Origin of the sequence: Lysobacter arseniciresistens ZS79 (assembly GCF_000768335.1) — a bacterium.
Lineage (GTDB): Bacteria > Pseudomonadota > Gammaproteobacteria > Xanthomonadales > Xanthomonadaceae > Novilysobacter > Novilysobacter arseniciresistens.
The window spans coordinates 21544-41636 of sequence record NZ_AVPT01000010.1 but is presented as its reverse complement, the minus strand read 5'-3'; the positions used below and the strand labels follow the sequence as shown (position 1 = coordinate 41636).

General features: G+C 71.3%; 13 protein-coding genes and 2 pseudogenes. 2 read left to right on the top strand and 13 right to left on the bottom strand.

Annotation, left to right across the window (positions count from 1 at the left end; genetic code table 11):
• Nucleotides 1-3 precede the first annotated feature (3 nt).
• The 6 genes and pseudogenes from N799_RS07050 to nudE form a co-directional block, all read right to left on the bottom strand.
• A complete protein-coding gene (locus N799_RS07050; RefSeq protein WP_081974771.1) occupies nt 4-993 on the bottom strand; it encodes an isoaspartyl peptidase/L-asparaginase family protein in 990 nt (329 codons plus the stop codon).
• A 64-nt stretch (nt 994-1057) separates the two neighbouring features.
• Entirely contained in the window at nt 1058-2347 is a 1290-nt protein-coding gene (locus N799_RS07045; RefSeq protein WP_036209983.1) for a sensor histidine kinase, read from the bottom strand.
• A gap of 16 nt (nt 2348-2363) precedes the next feature.
• On the bottom strand, nt 2364-3074 hold the full coding sequence (locus tag N799_RS07040; RefSeq protein WP_036209980.1) for a response regulator transcription factor: 711 nt from the start codon (nt 3072-3074) through the stop codon (nt 2364-2366).
• A gap of 82 nt (nt 3075-3156) precedes the next feature.
• Nucleotides 3157-3999: pseudogene (mazG, locus tag N799_RS07035) on the bottom strand (nucleoside triphosphate pyrophosphohydrolase); the annotation flags it as partial.
• Nucleotides 3996-4796, bottom strand: a complete 801-nt coding sequence (cysQ, locus tag N799_RS07030; RefSeq protein ID WP_036209977.1) for a 3'(2'),5'-bisphosphate nucleotidase CysQ — start codon at nt 4794-4796, stop codon at nt 3996-3998. The pseudogene mazG and the gene cysQ, both read right to left, overlap by 4 nt.
• Entirely contained in the window at nt 4793-5338 is a 546-nt protein-coding gene (nudE, locus tag N799_RS07025; protein ID WP_081974791.1) for an ADP compounds hydrolase NudE, read from the bottom strand. Before nudE ends, cysQ begins: the two co-directional genes overlap by 4 nt.
• A gap of 92 nt (nt 5339-5430) precedes the next feature.
• Here nudE and bioA point away from each other — a divergent pair, with 92 nt between their 5' ends.
• The gene (gene bioA / locus N799_RS07020; protein WP_425476978.1) at nt 5431-6834 is read left to right on the top strand and encodes an adenosylmethionine--8-amino-7-oxononanoate transaminase; all 1404 of its coding nucleotides are present in this window, start codon (nt 5431-5433) and stop codon (nt 6832-6834) included.
• Nucleotides 6825-7562: a 16S rRNA (uracil(1498)-N(3))-methyltransferase gene (locus N799_RS07015; protein WP_036209968.1), complete on the top strand. Its 738-nt coding sequence runs from the start codon at nt 6825-6827 to the stop codon at nt 7560-7562. The genes bioA and N799_RS07015 overlap by 10 nt, the downstream gene beginning before the upstream one ends.
• 53 nt (nt 7563-7615) lie before the next feature.
• Here the strand turns inward: N799_RS07015 and N799_RS07010 are convergent, their stop codons facing one another.
• The 7 genes and pseudogenes from N799_RS07010 to pilG form a co-directional block, all read right to left on the bottom strand.
• Complete coding sequence (locus N799_RS07010; protein WP_052101327.1) at nt 7616-8116, bottom strand: chemotaxis protein CheW; 501 nt, start codon at nt 8114-8116, stop codon at nt 7616-7618.
• A 24-nt stretch (nt 8117-8140) separates the two neighbouring features.
• Nucleotides 8141-9763 carry a chemotaxis protein CheB gene (locus tag N799_RS14355; RefSeq protein ID WP_052101326.1) on the bottom strand — a complete coding sequence of 541 codons (1623 nt, stop codon included), beginning with the start codon at nt 9761-9763 and terminating at the stop codon, nt 8141-8143.
• A complete protein-coding gene (locus N799_RS15945; protein ID WP_238978831.1) occupies nt 9753-16361 on the bottom strand; it encodes an Hpt domain-containing protein in 6609 nt (2202 codons plus the stop codon). Before N799_RS15945 ends, N799_RS14355 begins: the two co-directional genes overlap by 11 nt.
• 85 nt (nt 16362-16446) lie before the next feature.
• Nucleotides 16447-18468, bottom strand: coding sequence for a methyl-accepting chemotaxis protein (locus N799_RS06990; RefSeq protein ID WP_036209965.1), 2022 nt, complete (start codon nt 18466-18468; stop codon nt 16447-16449).
• 79 nt (nt 18469-18547) lie between these two features.
• Nucleotides 18548-19087, bottom strand: a pseudogene (locus tag N799_RS06985) (chemotaxis protein CheW); the annotation flags it as partial.
• Between the two features lie 32 nt (nt 19088-19119).
• Complete coding sequence (locus N799_RS06980; protein WP_036209962.1) at nt 19120-19485, bottom strand: response regulator; 366 nt, start codon at nt 19483-19485, stop codon at nt 19120-19122.
• An 18-nt stretch (nt 19486-19503) separates the two neighbouring features.
• On the bottom strand, nt 19504-19902 hold the full coding sequence (gene pilG / locus N799_RS06975) for a twitching motility response regulator PilG (protein ID WP_036209959.1): 399 nt from the start codon (nt 19900-19902) through the stop codon (nt 19504-19506).
• Nucleotides 19903-20093 lie beyond the last annotated feature (191 nt).

Sequence of the window (20093 nt, the reverse complement as noted above, 5' to 3'; positions counted from 1 at the left end):
GCGTCAATCCTCGAAGATCGCGACGCCGCGGCTGCCGTCCGGGCGGATCCAGGCGCGGTACATGGTGCCGGTGTTGAACGGCATCGCGATGTTGCCGTCGGCGTCCAGCGCGATTGCGCCACCATCGCCGCCGGCGGCCGGTACGATCCTGTTGACGACTTCCCCGGCCGCGTCGGCGAGCGAGTCGCCGCGGTAGGCGACGCGCGCGCAGATGTCGTGGGCGACCGCATTGCGGATGTAGAACTCGCCCCAGCCCGTACCCGACACGCCGCAGCGGTCGTCCGCCCAGGTGCCAGCGCCGATCACCGGCGAGTCGCCGATCCGGCCCCACTTCTTGTTGGTCATGCCGCCGGTGCTGGTCGCCGCGGCGATGTGGCCGTGGGCGTCGAGCGCGACCGCGCCGACCGTGCCGAAGTACTGGCCGGGCGCGTCGTCGCCGGCGGCGGCCTGGCGCTGCGCCTTCTCCAGCGCGCGGCGACGCTTGTCGGTGTCGAACCAGTCGTTGGGGACGCGCTCGATCTCCGGCCGCGAATCGGCGAACGCCTCGGCGCCCGCGCCGGCCAGCATCACGTGCGGCGAGTGCTCCATCACCGTGCGCGCCAGCGTGATCGGGCTGCGCACGGTGGTCACGCCGGCCACCGCTCCGGCGCGGCGGGTGTGGCCCTCCATGATCGAGGCATCGAGTTCGTGGCCGCCCTCGGCATTGAACACAGCGCCCTTCCCGGCGTTGAAGCGCGGCGATTCCTCCAGCACCACCACCGCGGCCTGCACCGCGTCGAGCGCGGCGCCGCCGGCAGCGAGGATCGCGTGGCCGGCCTCCAGCGCGCGCTCGAGGTCGGCGCGCGCGGCGGCCTCGTCCTCGGTGGACAGCGACTCGCGCGGCACGTAGCCGGCGCCACCGTGGATCACCAGCGCGGTCTTCGGTTGCGGGGCGGTCTGGGCGTTTGCGGTCATGGCGAGTGCGAGCAGGGGCAGCAGCATGAAACGGCGCATGGCAGGGTTCCGCACGGGTGGAAGCCCGAGCATAACGCGCCGTCGCGGACCGGCGGGCCGGCGCTCAACCGCGGAAGCGGATGGTCGCGACCGTGCCGCGCCCGACCTCGCTCTGCAGCTGCAGCGGCCAGCCCATGCGGTCACCGAGCCGCCGCGCGATCGACAGGCCCATGCCGCTGCCCGGCTCGCGCGCCGGGTCGCCGCGGTAGAACGGTTCGAACGCGCGCGCGAGGGTTTCGACGTCCATGCCGATGCCGCTGTCGCGCACCTCGATCCGGTCGGGCTCCAGCCGCACCTCGATCTCGCCGTGGTCGGTGAAGTGCACCGCGTTGCTCAGCAGGTTGCCGATCATCACCGCGAGCACGTGCGGCGGGCCGAACAGCCTGGGCGCACCGTTGTCGACCACCTCGATCGCGACCGGTTTGGACGCCAGCAGCGGCCGGGTCCGCTCGACCTGGTCGTCGACGATGTCGCGGACCTCGAACTCCGCGCTCTGCGGGGCGATGTCGGCCTCGCGCGCGAGGATCAGGAAGGCGTCGATCACCGCCTCCATGTCGCGCCCGGCACGCTGCACCCGGGCCAGCGACCGCAGCGTGCGCGGCGGCGTGTCGGGGTCGCCCAGCATCATGTCGGTGGCGACGCGGATCACCGTCAGCGGCGTGCGCAGTTCGTGGCTGGCATCGCGGGTGAAATCGCGCTCGCGTTCGACGAAGTCGGCGACCCGCTCGGCCAGCCCGACCAGCGCGTGCGACAGCCGCCGCACCTCGCTGCCGGCATCCGGCGGCAGGCGGCCGGGGCGGATGGCGTCGGCATCGGGATCGCGCGGGTCCCACTTGGCCACCTCGCCGGCCAGCCAGCTGACCGGCACCACCAGCCGCTTGGACGTGCGGTAGGTCAGCCACGAGATCAGGTAGGTCGCCAGCAGCGAGAGCACCAGCGAGACCAGCGCGGTGACCAGCACCGCCCGGTCGATGTGGCTGGCATTGAAGGTCAGGTAGAACGTGCCCTGCGGCTGCCGGTCCACCAGCACGTCGAGGCGGTTGTCGGTCATGCCGAGCAGCCGCTGCGGGTACAGGCCCGGCTCCAGCTCGCGCAACTCGCGCGGGACGTGGCGGTCGCCCGGCGCACCCGGTTCGAGATAGCCGGCCATGGTCGACGTGCGCGGCAGCGGGTAGGTCGGGCTGGCGGCGCGACCGGTCCAGAACAGGTCGGCCTCGCGCTGCATCCGCTCGGCCACGATGCCCTGGCGCACGCCGATGCCCGCCAGCAACACGCCGGCGGTGATCACGATGCTGCCCAGGACGGCCTGCAGGATGAAGGCCAGCTTGATGCGGCGCGGAAGGGCCTGGGTCATGGAACGGGCACTGCGCTCACTCGGGTGGCTGCGAAATGTCCGCCACGCGATAGCCCGCCGATTGCACGGTGTGCAGCAACTGTTTGTCGAACGGCTTGTCGATCGTCTTGCGCAGGTTGTACAGGTGGCTGCGCAGGGTGTCCGAATCGGGCAGGCCGTTGCCCCAGATCTCGCGCTCGATCTCCTGGCGGCTGACGACGCGCGGTGATTCGCGCATCAGGATGGTCAGCAGGCGCAGGCCGATCGGCGACAACTGCAGCTCGCTGCCACCGCGGGTGACGCGCAGGCTGGCCGGGTCGAGCACGAGGTCGGCGACCTTCAGCACCTCGCCACCGACCTGGCGGCGCTCGCGGCGGATCAGCGCGCGCAGGCGGGCTTCGAGTTCCTGGATCGCGAACGGTTTGGTCAGGTAGTCGTCGGCGCCGGCGGACAGGCCGGTCAGTTTTTCGTCGAGCGTGTCGCGCGCGGTCAGCATCAGCACCGGCGTCGACTTGCGTGCCTCCTCGCGCAGGCGCTTGCAGACCTCGACGCCGTCCAGCCGCGGAAGCATCAGGTCGAGGACGATCACGTCGTAGCTGTTTTCCGCCGCCAGCCGGTAGCCGTCGAGGCCATCGGCAGCGAAATCGACCTCGAAGCCGCGGCTCTCGAGGTACTCCCCCACCATCTCCGAAATATTGCGGTTGTCCTCGACGATGAGGACCAGACCGCCGTCACGCGTGCCCTGCATGGGTTGCCTCCACCTTCAGTTTTGTGAAGGCTGCCGTCGAAGGGGTCGACGTGACGTGAAGGTCTGCCGGCAACCCTCAGCCCGCCGGCGTCTGCGCCGGTTTTTCCGCCGCCTTCACCTCGCGCCACAGGGCCTCGTGCCGCTCCAGCGCAAGGTCCGGCAACGGCGTGCCCCGCTCGCGCGCCAACAGTTCCATCGCGCGAAAACGCCGCTCGAACTTGCCATTGGCGCGGCGCAGCGCGTTGCCGACATCGACCCCGGCGTGGCGCGCGAGGTTGGCCGCGACGAACAGCAGGTCGCCGATCTCGTCCTCCAGCCGGTCGCGCACGGCGGCATCGCCGGGCGTCGCGGCGAGCGCGTCAAATTCGACACGCGCCTCCTCGATCTCCTCGTGCAGCTTGGCGATCACCGGCTCCGGGCCGGGCCAGTCGAAGCCGACCCGCGCGGCGCGCTTCTGCAGCTTCACCGCACGCTGCCACTCGGGCATCCCGCGGGCGATGCCGGCCAGCGCCGAGTCGTCGTCCGCGCCGCTGGCCTCGCGCTCGCGGCGCTTGTGCTCCTCCCACGCGACGGTCTGCGCGGCGGCGTCGGCAACCGCCTCGCCGGCGAACACGTGCGGGTGACGACGCACCATCTTGTCGCTGATCGCGGCGACCACCTCGCCGAAGTCGAACGCGCCCTGCTCCTGCGCCATCCGGGCGTGGAAGACGACCTGCAGCAGCAGGTCGCCGAGTTCGTCGCGCAGGTCGCCCAGGTCGTTGCGGTCGATCGCATCGGCGACTTCGTAGGCTTCCTCGATCGTGTACGGCGCGATCGTGGCGAAGGTCTGGGCAACGTCCCAGGGGCAGCCGGCCTGCGGGTCGCGCAGGCGCGCCATGATGTCGAGCAGGCGGGAGATATCGCGGTCGTCGGCCAACGCGCTCACAGCCCGGCCCAGCGGCGCCACGGCAGCGACGGGTCGCCGAGCGCGACGAACTCGCCGTTGAGCAGGCTGTCGCGCTGGTTGTAGCGGAACGGCCGGCCCTGCAGGTCTAGCACGCAGCCGCCGGCGCCTTCGAGCACGGCCTGCGCGGCAGCGGTGTCCCACTCGCTGGTCGGGCCGAAGCGCGGATACACGTCGATGTCGCCCTGGGCGATCGCGCAGAACTTCAGCGACGAGCCGAGCCCGACCGGTTCGGTCTCGCCCATGCGCTCGATGAAGTCGTTGCTGCGCTGGTCGCGATGCGAGCGGCTGGCCGCCACCCGCAGCGGCGTGGTCGGTGGGCGTCGCGTGGCAATCGGGCGGTCGCCGCCATCGCCGTCGCGGCGGAACGCCCCCAGCGTCGCGCCGCCGTGCCACAGCGCGCCGGTCACCGGTGCCTGCACCACGCCGAAGGTCGCCACGCCGTCCTCGACCAGCGCGATGTTGACGGTGAACTCGCCATTGCGCTTGACGAACTCGCGGGTGCCGTCGAGCGGATCGACCAGCCAGAACCGCGACCAGGTGCGGCGCTCCGCGGTGGTGATGCCGGACGACTCCTCCGACAGCACCGGGATGTCCGGCGCCAGCCGTGCCAGCCCGTCGACGATGCAGTGGTGCGCGGCGAGGTCGGCGGCGGTCAGCGGCGAGCTGTCGCCCTTGTGCTGGACCGCGAACTCGCTGTCGTAGACCTTCAGGATTTCCGCCGCGGCGGCGCGCGCGACGGCGATGGCGCCCTCGCGCAGTGCGGGATCGTTCGTCATTGGTTCTTCAGCCACTCCCGTGCAATGAACAGCGCCGCGATGCTGCGGCCTTCGGAAAAATCCTCGCGCAGGATCAGCTGGTCCAGCGCATCGAGCTTCCATGGCACCAGTTCGAGCGGCTCGGGCTCGTCGCCGGGCAGGCGCTCGGGGTAGAGGTCGCGCGCCACCACCAGGTGGGTGACGTGGCTCATGTAGGTCGGCGCAAGGGTCAACTCGCGCAGCGCGACCAGCGAGCGCGCGCCGTGGCCGGCCTCCTCCTTGAGCTCGCGGTCGGCCGCCTGCAGCGGGGTCTCGCCGGCATCGATCCGGCCCTTGACCAGGCCGAGCTCGTAGCGGTGCATGCCGGCGGCGTACTCGCGCACCAGCAGCACGGTGTCGGTATCGAGCATCGGCACCACCACCACCGCGCCGTGGCCGCGGCCGTGCAGGCGCTGGAACTGGCGTCGTTCGCCGTTGCTGAACTCGAGGTCCAGATGGTCGACGCGGTACGGACCGCTCTCCTCGGTCACCACCCGGTGGATCACCGGCAACGGCCGGCTCACGGGCAGCACTCCGTGCCCGCGACCATCCGGCGGCCCATCGGGTTCCAAGGGGCGATAATGGCGGGATGCAGAAGACGACTCACGATGCGGCGATGCTAGCAGAGCATCGTCTCGACCAATCCGCCGCCGACGCCTGGCGTGCGCGCGATCTGGCGGTGCTGTGGCACCCGTGCACGCAGATGCGCGAGCACCCCGACACCCTGCCGCTGCTGCCGATCGAACGCGGCGAGGGGCCGTGGCTGGTCGGTCGCGACGGCCGCCGCTACCTCGACGCGGTCAGCAGCTGGTGGGTCAATCTGTTCGGCCACGCCGAGCCGCGCATCGGCGCCGCGATCGCCCGCCAGGCGACCGAGCTGCAGCACGTGATCCTCGCCGGCTGCTCGCACGCGCCGGCGGTCGAGCTGGCCGAACGCCTGCTGGCGATCGCACCGCGCGAAGCGGGTCGCGCGCCGCTGGCCAAGGTGTTCTATGCCGACAACGGCTCGGCCGGGGTCGAGGTCGCGCTGAAGATGGCGTTCCACTGGTTCCGCAACCGCGGCGAGACACGGCGCACCAAGTTCGTCGCGCTCGAGGGCGGTTACCACGGCGAGACCCTTGGCGCGCTGGCGGTCGGCGACGTGCCGCTGTACCGGAGGGTGTACGCGCCGCTGCTGTGCGAAGCGTTGTTCACGCCGTCGCCGGACGCCTACCTCGCGCGCGAAGGACAGAGCGCCGCCGACCATGCCGAGGACGCCGCCGACGCGCTCGCCCGCTTGCTCGACCACCACGCCGGCGAGGTCTGCGCGATGATCCTCGAGCCTCGCGTGCAGTGCGCCGGCGGCATGCGCATGCACGACCCGGTCTACCTCAAGCGCGTGCGCGAGCTGTGCGACGTGCACGGCATCTTCCTGATCGCCGACGAGATCGCGGTCGGCTTCGGCCGCACCGGCACGATGTTCGCGTGCGAGCAGGCGGGCGTCGCCCCCGACCTGCTGTGCCTGTCGAAGGGCCTGACCGGCGGCAGCCTGCCGTTGGCCGCGGTGCTCGCGACCCAGGAGCTGTACGACGGCTTCCTCGACGACTCGCGCGAGAAGGCGTTCCTGCATTCGCACAGCTACACCGGCAACGCGCTGGCCTGCGCGGCGGCGCTGGCCACGCTGGACATCTTCGAGTCCGACGACGTGATCGCGCGCAACCGCGGCACCGCGGCGCGGATGGCGGCACTGGCGGCGCCCTTGGCCGAGCACCCGCACGTCGCCGACGTTCGCCAGGCCGGGATGATCCTCGCGTTCGAGCTGGCCCGCGGCGGCAACCGCGCCACCCCGTTCGACCCCGCCGCCCGCGTCGGCCTGCGCGCCTATCGCGCAGCGCTCGACCGCGGCGTGCTGCTGCGTCCGCTCGGCGACGTCCTGTACTGGATGCCGCCCTACACCGTCGACGACGACGCGCTGGCACTGCTGGCCGAGACCACCGCCGCCGTCATCGACATCGCCACCGGAGGCGCCGCATGCGCCTGACCCGCGTCTACGTCGACCTGCCGCTGGCCGCCGGCACCGAGCTCGCGCTGCCCGAGGCCGCGGCCGCCCACCTCGCGCGCGTGCTGCGGCTCGGCGCCGGCGATGCCTGCGTGCTGTTCAACGGCGACGGCTGCGACCACGCGGCGACGGTGGTGTCGGTCGGCAAGCGCGAGATGCTGGTGCGCGTCGGCGCGGCGACGCCGGTCGATCGCGAATCGCCGTTGCCGGTCGTGCTGCTGCAGGGCATTGCGCGCGGCGAGAAGATGGACCTGATCCTGCAGAAGGCCACCGAACTGGGCGTGGCCGGCGTGTTGCCGGTGAGTTCGCAGCGCAGCGAGGTCAAGCTCGACGCGGCACGCGCGGGCAAGCGGCTGGCGCACTGGCGCAGCGTGGTCGCGTCGGGTTGCGAGCAGAGCGGGCGCGCACGGCTGCCCGCGGTCGCGGCACCGGTGGCGCTGGCGGCGGCGCTGGATGACCTGCCGCAGGGCGGCGTCCGGTTGCTGCTGGACCCGGCCGGCGACGTGGCGCTGCCGACGCTCCAATTGGACGTGTCCGCGCCGGTGTATCTCGCGGTCGGCCCGGAAGGCGGCTGGTCGCCACTGGACCGCGAACAGCTGGCGGCGGCCGGCTTCCAGGGTCTGCGGCTGGGCCCGCGGATCCTGCGCACCGAGACCGCCGGCCTGGCCGCGATCGCGGCGCTGCAGGCACGTTTCGGCGACCTCTGCTGAGCGACGCCGCGGCGTGACCGGGCGGCGACGCGTCCGGGCCTGGCCGACCGGGATCAGGCGGCGTCGGCCACCGCGTCGGCGATGAGCTTCTCGATCGCCTCCAGGTCCGGCACGTAGGCGTCGTCCTGGTTGAGCATGACCCGCGCGGTGACCGCCGACGGCAGGCTGGCCGTGCCATCGACCACGAGGCTGGCGCGCGACACCGTCACCAGCCGCGGGAAGCCCTGGGTCAGCATCGCGAAGAACGGCGTCGGCGAGCTGCCGCCGAGCGCCTTGAACACCAGCACCTTGCTGCCCAATCCGCCACGCTCGTCGGCGATGCCGGTCAGGCGCGAGAACGACACCAGCGGCACCTGCCAGCCGCGCCAGCGGATGCGCCCCAGCAGCCAGGCCGGGGCGTTGTCGACCGGCTCCGGCTCGGCAAAGGACAGCACCTCGGCGATGGTCGCGTTGGGCAGCAGCAGGCGCGCGCCGGAGAGCTGGATCAGCACGCCGCGGATGTCGGCGTCGGTCGCGCCGGGAGTTGCGGGTGACTGGGAGATGTTGGAGTTCATTCGAAAGTCCTCGGACCGGGCCGGTCAGGCCCAGCGTTCGGCCAGCAGCGCGGCGATCTTCGCCGGCGGGGCGGTGTCGCCACCGCGGGTCGCCAATGCGTTGGGCGCGGCCGCGTCATAGCAGCCGTCGGCGGCCTGCCCGGCCACCAGCGCGCCGGCCCAGCTGTGGTTCATCACCGCGTCGACCTGCCCGGCGTCGCTGCCGCTGAGCAGCAGGATCGCGCTGTCGGCCGACGGCAGCCGCGACAGCACGTCGCCGCTACCGTCGAAACGCAGCCCGGAATCGCCGGCGGCGATGCCAACGTCGGCCGGAAGGATGTAGATGGTGCCGCCCTCGGCGTCGCTGCCGGCCTCGGCCAGCTTGACCGGGATCGACGTCGCGCGCTGCATCTGCGCCACCAACCGGTCGTGGCGGGCGCCGTCGAGGCGCTGCTGGATCAGCACCGGCCGCGGGAACCCGACCGGCAACGCACCCAGCAACTGCCGCACCGCGTCCGGGCCGCCGATGCCGGCGAGCACCACGACCGCGCCACGCGGTTGCTCGGGGCCGCGCACCGGAGTGTCGTCGACCAGCGACAGGTGCGAAATGCGCTCCTGCAGATCGTCGAGGTCGCGGCGGAAGCGGTGGTCGTCGGCGGCGGGCTGCGCGGCCGCCTCGCTGTCACCGTCGTCGAGGCTCAGGTTGCCGAAGCCCGTCGGCGAAGGCGGCGTGGTCGCGACCGGGGCAAGCTCGGCGTCGGGTTGCGGTTCGGCCACAGGTTGCGGCGTCGGCGCATCGAAACCGTCTTCGGAAAGCGTGAGGTCGATCTCCGCAACCGGCGCGCCGAAACCGGGCTCGCCGGCATCGGTGGTGTCCGCGTCGATCGCCAGTTCGAACTCGGTCAGGAAGGCGTCGTCGAGCTCGAGCGAATCGCCGTCGCCGGCTTCGGCCAGCACCGGGTCGAATGGATTGGCCTCGCCCGCCATCGGTGCGAACTCGACGTCCATCGTCGTGGTCGGCGGTTCCGAGGCTTGCGGCAGGTCGACCGGGTCGCCGGCGGCGGCCGACGGGACCTCGAAGGTCGCGTCGAGCGATGCGGCCAGTGGTTCGAACGCCGGTTCGTCGAGCGACAGCGCGTCGGCAGGTTCGATCGCCAGGGTTGGCAACACCTCGGCCGGCGATTCGATGGTCAGCCCGGACATCGCGGCCGGAGGTAGCTCGGCGGCGTCAGGCGCCAGCGCGGCCGGGGCAGTCACCTCGTCCGCAGCGACCGGCGCCTGGCCCGCCTCCGAGCCCGGTTCGTCGTCCGGCTCGCGACCCGGCGGCAGCACGTCGCCGTGGCGCTGCAGCTTGGCCACCAGGTGGCGCTGCCAACGGGCGATGTCCCAGCCCTCGCGCGACGCGGCCAGGTCTGCCTCCTCGTAGATCACGTCGATCGACGGGTCGAACAGGACCTCGTCGAACCGGTCGAGCACGTCCTCGGTCACCGGGTCCAGCGCCACCAGCACCGCGCGCGGCGCCGCCGCCAGCAACGCCAGGAGATCCAGTTCGGTCGGGTCGGCCTCGAGCACGCGCTCGACGCCGGCCTCGTCCATCACGCCGCGCAGGCGATCGCGGGCAACGCCCGGCCGCGCCAGCAGGGCAACGCGCAGTGCATCAGCCGGCATGGCGACGCTCGATCCCGAGCAGCTCGAACACGTTGCGCATCAGCTCCGGCTCCTGGTACGGCTTGCCGAGGTAGCGGTCGACGCCGATGTCCATCGCGCGCTGGCGGTGCTTGTCGCCGGTACGCGAGGTGATCATCACGATCGGCACGTCCTTCAGGCGCGGGTCGGCCTTCATCTGGGTCGCCAGCTCGTAGCCGTCCATCCGCGGCATCTCGATGTCGAGCAGCATCAGGTCCGGCACCACGTCGACCATCCGCTCCAGCGCGTCGACGCCGTCCTTCGCGGTCGCGACCTCGAAGTTGTTGCGCTCCAGCACGCGGCCGGTGACCTTGCGCATCGTGACCGAGTCGTCGACCACCATCACGAGTGGGACCTGGCGGTGCTCGACCGCCGGCGCCGCGGCACCGCGCAGGTCGCGCGGCAGCGCGGCCTGGCGACGCACCAGCGGGGCGACGTCGAGGATCACGACCACGCGGCCGTCACCCATGATCGTCGCGCCGAAGATGCCCGGCACCGAGGCGACCTGCGGACCGACCGGCTTCACCACGATTTCGCGGTTGCCGATGACCTGGTCGACGGTGACCGCCGCATGCAGGTCGCCCGAGCGGATGAGCAGCACCGGCATCTGCAGGTGGCCTTCGGCCTTGGCCTGGCCGTGGCCGACCAGCTCGCCGAGGTCGTGCACGGCGTAGTCGTCGCCGCCGTAGCGGTAGGTCGACTCGCGCGCCTGGCCGTTGGCGTCGACCAGGTCCTCGCGGGCGATGCGGCCGACGCCGCGGACCGAGGCGATCGGCACCGCGAAGGTGGTCTCGCCGATGCGGACGAACACCGCCTGGGTGACCGCCAGCGTCTGCGGCAGGCGCAGGGTGAAGCGCACGCCCTGGCCCGGAGTGGAGCGGATGTCGAGCGAGCCGCCGAGCTGGCGCACTTCGCTGGCGACCACGTCCATGCCGACGCCGCGGCCGGCCAGGCGGCTGACCTCGTTGGCGGTGGAGAAGCCCGGCTCCAGGATCAGCGCGTCGAGGTCGGCATCGCCAAGCACCGCGTCCGGACGCACCAGCCCGCGCTCCTCGCCGCGGCGGCGGATCGCCTCGCGGTTGAGGCCGCGGCCATCGTCGGCCACTTCCAGCACGACTTCCGAGCCTTCGCGGCGGATCGCGATGCGGACGCTGCCTTCCTCGGCCTTGCCGGCTCGCTTGCGCTCGTCGGGCATCTCGATGCCGTGGGCGACCGAGTTGCGCAGCATGTGCTCCAGCGGCGCGGTCATGCGCTCGAGCACGTTGCGGTCGAGTTCGCCCTGCGAGCCGTCGAGCTTGAGCGCGACCTGCTTGCCGAGCTCGCCCGAGGCCTGCCGAATGACCCGGCGCAGGCGCGGCAGCAGCGCGTCGAACGGCACCATGCGCGTGCGCATGAGGCCTTCCTGCAGCTCCGAGCTGACGCGCGACTGCTGCAGCAGCAGGGTCTCGTACTGGCGGGTCAGGTCGTCGAGGGTCAGCTGCAGGCTGTTCTGGTCGGCCGCCGACTCGGTCAGCGCGCGCGACAGCTGCTGCAGGTTGGAGAAGCGGTCGAGCTCGAGCGGATCGAACTGCTGCTCGCCGTCCTCGCCCTCGCGCTGGTAGCGGGCGACGATCTGCGCCTCGGTTTCCATCTCCAGCCGGCGCAACTGGTCGCGCATGCGGGTGTTGGTCGCCGCCATTTCGGCGATGGCGCCGCGGAACGCACCGAGCTGCTGCTCGAGGCGGGCGCGGTAGATCGCCACCTCGCCGGCGTAGTTGACCAGCCGGTCGAGCAGGTCGGCGCGGATGCGCACCTGCTCCTGCGGGGCGCGCACGCCGATGTCGTCGTCGTCGCCGGCCTGGGTGTCGTCGATCGGCGCCGACAGCGGTGCGAGGGTCGATCCCGCGGCTGCGGTTTCGGACGGAACGCGCGGGGTGACCGGGGCGGCCGGACGCGGGGTCGGCTGCGGCTGCGGCTGGACCGCCGGCGACGGCGTGGTTGCGACGTCCACCTCGGCCGCCGGGGCCGGGGCTTCCGGTGCGGCCGCTGTGGCAGCAGCCGGAGCCCGCAGCAGCGACTGGCCGCGCGAACGTGCGTCGAACTCGGCGATCAGCCGCTCGGGCATCGCGATTGCGCGACGGTCGCCAACGCGGGTCACCATCGCGTGCAGGCGGTCGAAGCCGCGCTCGAGCAACGGCACGCCGTCGGCCCCGAGTTCGCAGCGCTGGTCGACCACGGCCTCCAGCAGCGACTCCATGACGTGGCCGAGTTCGCCGACCGCCATGATGCCGGCCATCCGCGCGCCGCCCTTGAGGGTGTGCAGGTCGCGCTGCAGGCCGACCAGCGCTTCACGCTCGTCCGGGGTTTCGCGCAGCTGCGCGAGCAGGCCGTCGGAGTGGTCGAGCAGGTCGCCGCCTTCCTCGACGAAGATGTCGACGAGTTCGGGGTCGAGGTCGCTGGTATCGAGCGCCTCGTCCGGGTCCTCGACGTCGGCGAGGCTGGCGGTGAGCAGCGCCGCGACCGCGGAGTCGATCGCGGGCTCCCGGGTTTCCGCGACGGACTCGGCAGCGGCTTCGGTGTCGGGGATGGTCGCGACGTCCGCGTCGGATGCACCAGACGCGGAAGCTTCTGCGGTCGCGGCCTGGCGCGCCAGGCGGTCCGCCTCGGCGTACTCGGCTTCGAGCCGCGCGTACTCGCGCTCTTCCTCGGCGAGGCGCTCGGCCTCCGCGCGCTCCGCTTCGAGACGCTCGGCGGCGATGCGCTCGGCGTCCAGCAACGCGGCTTCGAGACGCTCGGATTCGAGGCGTGCGGCTTCGGCGCGTTCGGTTTCGGCCCGCTCGGCTTCGAGGCGCTCGGCCTCGGCACGTTCGGCTTCGGCACGTTCGGCGGCCAGGCGCTCGGCTTCAACGCGCTCCGCCTCGATGCGTGCCGTTTCGGCACGTTCGGCTTCCGCGCGCTCCGCTTCGAGACGTTCCGCTTCGAGACGTTCCGCTTCGAGACGTTCCGCTTCGAGACGTTCCGCTTCGAGACGTTCCGCTTCGAGACGTTCCGCTTCGAGACGTTCCGCTTCGAGACGTTCCGCTTCGAGACGTTCCGCTTCGAGACGTTCCGCTTCGAGACGTTCCGCTTCGAGACGTTCCGCTTCGAGACGTTCCGCTTCGAGACGTTCCGCTTCGAGACGTTCCGCTTCGAGACGTTCCGCTTCGAGACGTTCCGCTTCGAGACGTTCCGCTTCGAGACGTTCCGCTTCGAGACGTTCCGCTTCGAGACGTTCCGCTTCGAGACGTTCCGCTTCGAGACGTTCCGCTTCGAGACGCTCGGCCTCGGCGCGTTCCGCGGCAAGACGCTCGGCTTCGATGCGCTCGGCCTCGATACGCTCCGCTTCAGCGCGTTCGGCCTCCACGCGGGCGGCTTCGAGACGCTCCGCTTCGGCACGCTCGGCTTCCACGCGTTCGGCTTCGATCCGCTGCGCTTCCGCCCGCTCCGCGGCAAGACGCTCGGCTTCTACACGCTCGGCCTCTGCACGCTCGGCTTCGACGCGGGCCGCTTCTGCGCGCTCGGCCTCAAGCCGTTCCGCTTCGGCACGCTCGGCCTCGGCATGGGCGGTGTTGTCCGCAGCCGCCTGCGCCTCGTCGCCAAGCCCGGCGAAGGCGGTCAGGTCGACCACCGACACGCCGCTGGTGCGACGGGTCGGCAGCGGGATGGCATCCTCGTCCACCGGCGGCGGCGTGTTGGAGGCCGGCAGGGTGTCGCGGAGCGCCTGCATGCGCTCCGACAGGCCGTGGAACTCGGGGATCCGCGGCGCGTCGGACTGCAGCGCGGCCAAGGTGCCGGCCACGGCGCCGGCGACCGCGGCGATCGCGGCGACGCCGTCTGCGGTCGGGACCTGCGCGGCGCCCAGCAGCCGCTTGACGTAGGTTTCGGCCGGACCGGTGATGTCGGTGATCACCGGCACCTCGGTCATCGCGAAGGCGCCGTTGAGCGTGTGGATCGCGCGCTGCAGGCGGTCATCCGCGGGCTGCGGTTCCGGCTGGCTGGCGGTCAGCCACTGCTCGATAGTCGCCAGGTGCCCGGTGACTTCGGCGCTGAGGATCTCCAGCAGCACCGGGTCGACCGAAGCCGGGACGCCACCTTCGTCGGCGGCGACGGGCGCTACCGGGATTGCCGGCTCATCCAGTGGCGCGTCGAACGGTTCGGGCTCCGGCGCGGCTTCCGCCGTCGGTTCGACTGCGGCAATGTCCTCGACCGGCGCGGCGTCCACCACCGCCACCGGTGCGGGTGCGGGTGCGACGTAGGTCGCTTCCTCGCCCGCGGCCACGCGCTCGGCAACGGCCTCGATACCCTCCAGGTCGCCGTGGACACCGCGGCCCTGCAACGCGGCGTGCAGGCCGGGCAGCGCCTCATGGGCGTGATCGACGACCGCCACCACCGCCGGGCTGGCGGGACGGCTGCCGTCGAGCACGCGGTTGAGCATGTTCTCGATCTTCCAGCTGAACTCGCCCAGCGTGCGGGCACCGACCAGCCGGCCGCTGCCCTTCAGGGTGTGGAACACGCGCCGGATCGAGCGAAGCTGCTCGAGGTTGTCGGGGTTGCGACGCCAGCTGTCCAGCATCGGGCCGAGGTTGGCGATCTCCTCTTCGAGTTCCTCGAGGAAGACCTCGCGGATCTCGTCGTCGATGTCGTCGCTGCGCTCGAAGCCACCAAGCGTCGGCAGCGACGGCGAGCCGACCGGCGCCGGCGCGGGTGCCGGCGTCGGCACGGGAACTGCGGCCTCGACCACCGGCGGCGCGACCACCGGGGCCGGGATGCTCGACGAGGCCATGTCCAGCGCCGCGGCGGCAAGGTTTTCGTCCTCGACCGACAGCGGCGACGCGTCGGCCGGCTGCCCGGCCGGGGCTTCCGGCGGCAACGGCCAGTAGCCCAGCGACTCCAGGCTCTGGCGCGCGATCTCGAGGATCCGGTCGCGGTTGGGGCGCTGCTCGCGCAGGGCCTCCAGGTAGTACTCGACGCTGGCCAGCGCGTCGGCCATGGTGTCCAGCTGCTGGCCGTTGGGCACGCGCTTGCGGCCGATCAGCTCGACCTCGGTGTAGCGCTTGACGCCGACCAGGTAGTCGGCCGGCAGGTGCAGGTCGAGGATGCGCAGGGCGCCGCCGACCTCGTCCAGCAGGCGCGGGATCTCCACCAGCTCGGCGTGGTCCCAGTTGGTCTCGACGAAGGCGACGAACGACTGGCGCGCATCGCCGAAGTTGGCGATCGCCTCGCGGACCACCACCTCCAGCACCTTGCGCGACTCGCTCGCCAGCAGGTCCTCGTCGGCGCGCTCGTCGGACAGGCCCAGGCGCGAAACCTGCTCGTCCAGCGAGGCGTCGACGTACAGCAGGGCGCCGGCGACATCGAGCAGCACCGACTCGTCGGCGGCGCGCTGGCCGGCGACGATCTCGTGCATCGCGTCGCGCTGCTGCAGCACCACGCCGCGCGCGATGCCCAGGCCCATCATGCCGAGGGTGTCACTCACCCGCCCGAGCGCCTCGACCTGCGGACGCAGGTCGGCGACCTCGGTGCTGCCGGTGCGCAGGTGCAGGTCGAGCGCGTCCTTGACCCGCAGCAGGTCTTCCTTGATCGCCGCCGACACGGTGTCCAGCAGTGCGCGATTGCGGCCGCTGAGGCTGCCGCGGGCATGTTCGATCTCCGACTCGCTGGGCAGCTGGGCGTCCAGGTCGAAGGTGCGGCGCAGGTCGTCGAGCGCCGGATGGCTGCCCGGTGCGTGGGCGACGTGGTACAGCAGTTGCCGGGTCGGCTCGGCGTTGGGGCCGTTCGCCGCGGCGTTGAAATCCTGGTCGTCGAGGACGTGGCGCGCCTCGCGCTCGACGCCGCCGAAGGCCTGGCGCAGGGCGCGGGTAGCCGGCAGCGCGCCGTCGCGCATCGCGTTGGCGACCGAGGAGGCCACCCACAGCATGCGTCGCAGCGGCTCGACCGACACCTCCGGCAGCAGCCCTTCCATCGCCGACGCCAGTTGCGCGGGGTCGGCCGGGGCGCCGTCTTCCGGCCACTGGGCCAGTGCGTGGCGCAGCGCCACCAGCCCCGGGCTGGCCGGGCGGGCACCGCTGCGGATCGTCGTCGCCACCGCCACCGGGGCCGGCAGGTGGGTCGGCAGCGGACGGTCGAGGTCGGGCGCGAACAGCACGCTCTCGTTGAGCCCCGCCTCGCCGCGGCTGGCGCGCAGCTCGTTGAGCAGCGGCAGCAGCACGATCGGGATGTCGCGATGGCCGCCCTGCAGGCGTTCAAGGTAGTCGGGCAGCTGCACCGCGCCGCGCATGAGCATCGCGCAGGCGTCGTCGCGGTCGGTGATTTCACCGTGGACGAGAGCAAGCGCCAGGCGCTCCATCTCCTCGGCGACCATCGCCGGGGCGTACAGCTCGACCATCCGCAGCGTGCCGTGCACCTGGTGCAGGTGGCGGGCGCATGCGCGCATCCGGTCGGCGTCGCCGGGAGCCTCGACGTAGGACTCGATCTCCTGGCGCGCCTGGCGCAGGGTCTCGTCCAGTTCGGGCTTGATCCAGCCGAGCGTGGTGGTGTCGATTGCGTCGCGCATCACGGTCATCATCCACCCCGCCGATCAGCGGAGCCGTGCCATGGGCAGCGTCGGCCGGGGGTCAGGCAGTTCATCGATCGATCCAATCCGCGCCTCAGGCCGGCAGCTTGAAGTCGGCGACCGAGCGGCGCAGGTCGGCGGCGAGCTGCGCCAGGTTTCCAATCGACTGTGCGGTCTGGTTGGCGCCCTGGGTGGTCTGCGAGGTGATCTGCTGGATCGTGTGCATCGTCTGGGTGATGTTGGCCGCCGCGCCGGACTGCTGCTGCGCCGCCGACGAGATGCCCTGGATGAGGCCCGACAGGTCCGAAGACACCTTTTCGATCTCGCCCAGCGCGGTACCCGCATCCTCGGCCAGTCGCGCACCGGCGACCACTTCGGAGGTCGTCTGCTCCATCGAGCTGACCGCCTCGTTGGTATCGGCCTGAATGGTCTGCACCAGCGATTCGATTCGCTTGGTCGCGTTGGACGAGCGTTCCGCGAGGCGCTGCACTTCGTCGGCCACGACCGCGAAGCCGCGGCCCGCTTCACCCGCCGACGCCGCCTGGATGGCCGCGTTGAGCGCGAGGATGTTGGTCTGTTCGGAAATGTCGTTGATCAGTTCAACGATCGAGCCGATCTCCTGCGAGCTCTCGCCGAGGCGCTTGATGCGCTTGGAGGTCTCCTGGATCTGGTCACGGATGTTGTCCATGCCCTGGATCGTCTGGCGCACGACGCCGGCACCGGCGGTCGCGATCTGCACCGAGCGCTGCGCCACGTCCGCGGATTCGGCGGAGTTCTTCGACACCTGGTCGATGCTGGCCGCGATTTCACTGATTCGGCTGGAGGCGGAGGTGATCTCCTGCGCCTGGTGCTCGGCGGCCTCGGCCAGGTGCATGGCGGTGGCCTGCGTCTCCTGTGCGCTGGAGGCCACCTGCACCGAGGTGTCGGTAATCGTCTGCACCAGGCTGCGCAGCTGCTCGACGGCGAAGTTGATCGAGTCCGCGATCGCGCCGGTCATGTCCTCGGTCACGGTCGCCTTCACGGTCAGGTCGCCTTCCGCGAGCGAGCCCATTTCGTCCAGCAGGCGCATGATCGCCTCCTGGTTGCGGTCGTTGAGCTCCTTGGTGGTCTGGTAGCGCGCCTGCTGCTGGCGGTTCAGCGACACCAGCAAGCCGACGATCGCCAGCAGTGCCAGCGCACCGGACACGATCGAGATCCACAGGTTGCCGAGGATGCTGGTGTCCTTGAGCGAACCGAACGCGGTGAAGGCGTCGAACAGCGAGCGGCTGTCGGCCAGCAGTTTGTCGGAACCGGCGGTGATCGCGTCGGCCGCGGCCTGCGCGCGGAATAGGTTCTGCGAGGTCGACAGGATCGCGTCGACGTCGGTCTTCATTTCCTTCCACAGGGTCTCGGCCTGGCCGAGCGCGGCCAGTGCGCCGGAGTTGGACAGCGCGTTGACGCCGGTCGCCTCGTCGCCGGCGCGCAGGCCGGTCATGACGTTGTCGAAGATCGCGACGTCGCGGACCAGGCCTTCGCCGGCCGCCGCCGCGCCCGCGCCGCCGGCGCGGATCTCGGTGACGCGTCGGGCCATGGTTCCCGACAGCACGACCTGGCGCAGGGCGTAGTAGACCTGCGAGGACGGCGAGCCGCTGGTCGACATCGCGCGGACCAGTTCGTCGAGGCTGGCCTGCAGCTGCGGCACGCGGCTGGTGAAGCTCTCGGCGTTCTCGGCCAGGCCCAGCACCGCGGCCTCGCTGGCGATCAGCTGCTCGGCGCTCTTGTCCAGCGGCGCCCAGGTCTCGGTCACGGTGCGGATCGGGCCGGCGACGCCGGTGGTGTCGCCGAAGTTGGCGTTGAGGTCGCCTACGTTGTCGTCGATCTGCGCCTGGGTGTTCTTGAACGCGGCGAACGCGGCGGCGTCACCGCCCACCGCGCCCTGGCCCTGCACCGCCAGCTGCTGCGACTGCACCTGCAGCGCCGAGGCCGAGGCGCTCGCGCCGCCGAGTCGGGCGGCTTTCCAGGTCGCGTAGCCGGTGTTCAGGCCGAACACCAGCACCGCCAGTCCCAGCAGGATCAACCAGGTGTTGACCCCGACGTTGCGGGCCTTCCCGGCGACGGAATTCATCTCAGTGCTCATGTTCGACCTCAAGTGTGGTGCTGACGCCGGCGGGACCGGTGTTGGACTCGTTGTTGCGGGGATCCGGCCGCGCCATGTCGGACGCGGCCTGTCGGAATTCGGGGGTGCGGGCCAGCCGCTCGAGGCTGAAGATGCCCCAGACCGCTCCGTCCAGCCGGTAGGCGCGGTCGATGAAGTGGCTGTAGCGGCCCGCGGCCAGGGCGGTCTCGGCCTCGTCGCCGGGGATCACCAGTTGCTGCTCGTTGAAGCTGCGCTGGCCGTGCAGTTCGTCGATCAGGACCGCGACGTCGCCGCCGGGCTGGCGCACCAGCAGGATGCGCTGGCTCTCGTGCAGCACCGTGCGCTCGCCTTCGAGGAACTGCTTGAGGTCGACGATCGGCAGCAGGTTGCCGCGGACGTTGGCCAGGCCGAGCATCCACGGCTGCGCGCCCGGCACGGGCGTGACCTGCGGCAGCGGCAGGATTTCCAGCACCTCGCCGAACTCCGACGCTAGCCGGCGGCCACCGATGCGGTAGCCGACGCCACGCCACAGACCCGGCGCGTCGAGCTGCTCGGGCAGGCCGGCGACGTGCGCCAGGCTGCGGCGCTCGTAGTCGGCCAGCAGATCGAACGGAGCCACATCCACCGGCGCTTCCACTGACGGCGAGGCGTTCACGATCCCAGCAGCGCGTTGATGCGGGCGATCAGCTCGTCTTCGCGCGGCGGCTTGACGATGTAGTCCTTGGCGCCCTGGCGCAGGCCCCAGGCCTTGTCGGTCTCCATGCCCTTGGTGCTGACGATCAGCACCGGGATGGCCTTGGTCTCGTCGTCCCGCGACAGCGCGCGGGTGGCCTGGAAGCCGTTCATGCCCGGCAGGATCACGTCCATCAGGACCAGGTCGGGCTGCTCGCGGCGGCACACGTCGATGCCGTCCTCGGCGCTGCCGGAGGCCATCACGTCGTGGCCGTTGCGCTCGAGCAGCTGGGTCAGGACGGCCGTGTCGGTCGGCGAGTCCTCGATCAGAAGAATACGTGCCATTGGTGCCCTACCCCCCGGTCAGGCGTTGACGTGCGTGCGGATCGCGTCGAGGAGCTCCTCGCGCGTGAATGGTTTGGTCAGGTACTGCTCGGAGCCGACGATGCGGCCACGGGCCTTGTCGAACAGGCCGTCCTTGGACGACAGCATGATGACCGGCGTGCCCTTGAACAACTGGTTGTTCTTGATCAGCGCGCAGGTCTGGTAGCCGTCCAGCCGCGGCATCATGATGTCGACGAAGATGATCTGCGGCTGCTGGTCGGCGATCTTGGCCAGTGCCTCGAACCCGTCCGTGGCGGTCACCACCGAGCATCCTTCGCGTTTGAGCAACGTTTCAGCGGTACGGCGGATGGTCTTGGAGTCATCGATCACCATGACCCGCAACCCATCGAGGCTGCCGTTGCGACCCTCGTCCTGCATGTTCCAGTGTCCCCCAGTGCGAAGCGCCGACGCGGAACCCCCGGCGCGTCGCGTGGCTGCCTTTATTCCAAGCCGCGCCCGTGCTGTCAAGCGCGGCGCGGGGTTGTGACGAACATGAATGCGACCGCGGTCGCGCGGACGCGGCCGGGGCGGCTGCTACCATCGCCACGTCCCCCCCTGCCCTGCGCCGC